The following is a 2,358-nucleotide window of genomic DNA, read 5'->3' on the forward strand; positions in this document are numbered from 1 at the left end:
TCTATAACCGGTTTCGCCCGTTGATTGGGTATCGCCGTGCTTCCGATATGTTCAATGGCTACGGCATGAGAACCGAAAAAATGGAGCAATTTTATTTTCTCTTCTTCAAAATTCTTTGTCCAATCCGGGTTATATTCCATAATTTCAATTTTCATGATAGTTTCGTCCTTGCCTCAAAAACCATGTTTGGTATTATACTCCATATCTCTCCGGTGCAGGAATAGCCTTTTCTGATGCACGGCTAACAGCTTCCCATTCTTCCCAGGTAGCCATCCGTGCTTTTAAGGTATCCATCGCCAAATCGTATACCATGCTGCCAAGGATAAGCCTCAAAGGCGGATTATTGCTGGCTACTAATTTCATAAGGGCTTCCGCTGCCAAGGAAGGATCACTATCGACCGAATCTTCGGAATACTGTTTCGCCAGCTCATCGCGCAGTGTACCGTATGAATCTAATGGATTGCTGTAACTCATCGAAGTGTATAAATCTGTCCAATATCCTCCTGGTTCCACCATAGTGAGTTTCACTCCGAAATGTTCCGCTTCTTTTGCTAAGGCTTCACTCATTCCTTCCAGCGCAAATTTACTTGCACTGTAAATACCAGACATCGGACCCGAGATAATAGCGCCAATGCTTGTAATCTGTATGATATGTCCAGAACGCTGCGACCTCAAATAGGGCATCACTGCCTGACAAACCCAAAGAGCTCCAAAAAAGTTTGTGTCCATTAGTTTCCGAGCATCGGATTCGTTTAGTTCTTCAATCATACCCATAGTCATGATACCCGCATTATTAACAACAATATCAAGCCTACCGAAATGTTTAACTGCTGTTTCAACCGTAGAAAAAACAGCCTCCCTATCTGTAACATCGAGGTTTAATGGCAGTAAGCTCTCTTGATATGTTTCTTCTAGCTTCGCCAAATTATCGATAGTCCTTGCAACTGCAACAACTTTATCCCCGGCTTTCAAGGCGGCGCATGTAAAAGCATAGCCAAGCCCCTTGCTTGCTCCGGTAATAAACCATACTCTTTTATTTTCGCTATTAGGTATCATAGATATTCTCCTTTAGGCTATTATAGAAAGATTATTATAAGCGAAATTAATACCGTTAAACGCCATGAGCCCGACAATTTTGAGCACTTTGTTTTGTACTCCCAGAAGCTCACCACTACAAATTATCATCAACCCGGTCCTTTTTTCAGTCCACTTGCGGTTTCATTGTTACTTTGTCATAGCGTCGTGTCAGAATGCGGCAGAGAACAGCGTTTACTATCAACGCAACACCAGACCAGAAAAACCATGTATTAACACCTATAACCTCAACAACCGGACCTGCAACAAGTAAGCCTATCGGCATAGAAAGAGTCATGGCGGTCATCAAAAGGGAAAACACCTTGCCCATCATTTCAGGGGCAATGCTTTCTTGAACATAAGCCATAACAGGAACATTCATAAATGGGCACTGTTGCAAAGTTAGCGATGAGGCAGCCTTTTGTCTTATTCAAAGGCCTTACATTTCAAAAACTCTGCTTACCAGGCGCATTTCGCCCAGGGGATCACCATAATAAAATGCTGAGGCCTGGCCTTTGCGTAGTGCACGCATCACCTCAATACCTTTGATGGTGGCGTAAGCCGTCTTCATGGATTTAAATCCCAGCGTGGCGCCGATTATCCGTTTCAGTTTGCCATGATCGCATTCAATCACGTTGTTCCGGTACTTAATCTGTCGGTGTTCAACGTCAGACGGGCACCGGCCTTCGCGTTTGAGCAGAGCAAGCGCGCGACCATAGGCGGGCGCTTTATCCGTGTTGATGAATCGCGGGATCTGCCACTTCTTCACGTTGTTGAGGATTTTACCCAGAAACCGGTATGCAGCTTTGCTGTTACGACGGGAGGAGAGATAAAAATCGACAGTGCGGCCCCGGCTGTCGACGGCCCGGTACAGATACGCCCAGCGGCCATTGACCTTCACGTAGGTTTCATCCATGTGCCACGGGCAAAGATCGGAAGGGTTACGCCAGTACCAGCGCAGCCGTTTTTCCATTTCAGGCGCATAACGCTGAACCCAGCGGTAAATCGTGGAGTGATCGACATTCACTCCGCGTTCAGCCAGCATCTCCTGCAGCTCACGGTAACTGATGCCGTATTTGCAGTACCAGCGTACGGCCCACAGAATGATGTCACGCTGAAAATGCCGGCCTTTGAATGGGTTCATGTGCAGCTCCATCAGCAAAAGGGGATGATAAGTTTATCACCACCGACTATTTGCAACAGTGCCAAAAAGAGTGCGTCCAGGCTAAAGCGGAAATCTATAGCGCATTTTTCTCGCTTACCATTTCTCGTTGAACCTTGTAA

Annotated in this window: 3 protein-coding genes and 1 pseudogene; all 4 read right to left on the bottom strand. The window is 46.0% G+C overall.

Going from position 1 to position 2,358, the window contains the following annotated elements; all coding sequences use genetic code 11:
• On the bottom strand, positions 1-155 hold a 155-nt coding region (locus tag RTW80_RS24155; protein ID WP_312720574.1), incomplete at its 3' end, for a GrpB family protein.
• A gap of 37 nt (positions 156-192) precedes the next feature.
• Entirely contained in the window at positions 193-1,056 is an 864-nt protein-coding gene (locus RTW80_RS24160) for an SDR family oxidoreductase (RefSeq protein ID WP_000612791.1), read from the bottom strand.
• A gap of 145 nt (positions 1,057-1,201) precedes the next feature.
• A pseudogene (locus RTW80_RS24165) lies at positions 1,202-1,459 on the bottom strand (hypothetical protein); the annotation flags it as partial.
• A 54-nt stretch (positions 1,460-1,513) separates the two neighbouring features.
• A complete protein-coding gene (locus tag RTW80_RS24170; protein WP_001067855.1) occupies positions 1,514-2,218 on the bottom strand; it encodes an IS6-like element IS26 family transposase in 705 nt (234 codons plus the stop codon).
• Between the last annotated feature and the right edge of the window lie 140 nt (positions 2,219-2,358).

It is taken from the genome of Escherichia sp. AM3, assembly GCF_032029835.1.
Taxonomy (GTDB): Bacteria; Pseudomonadota; Gammaproteobacteria; order Enterobacterales; family Enterobacteriaceae; genus Escherichia; species Escherichia coli.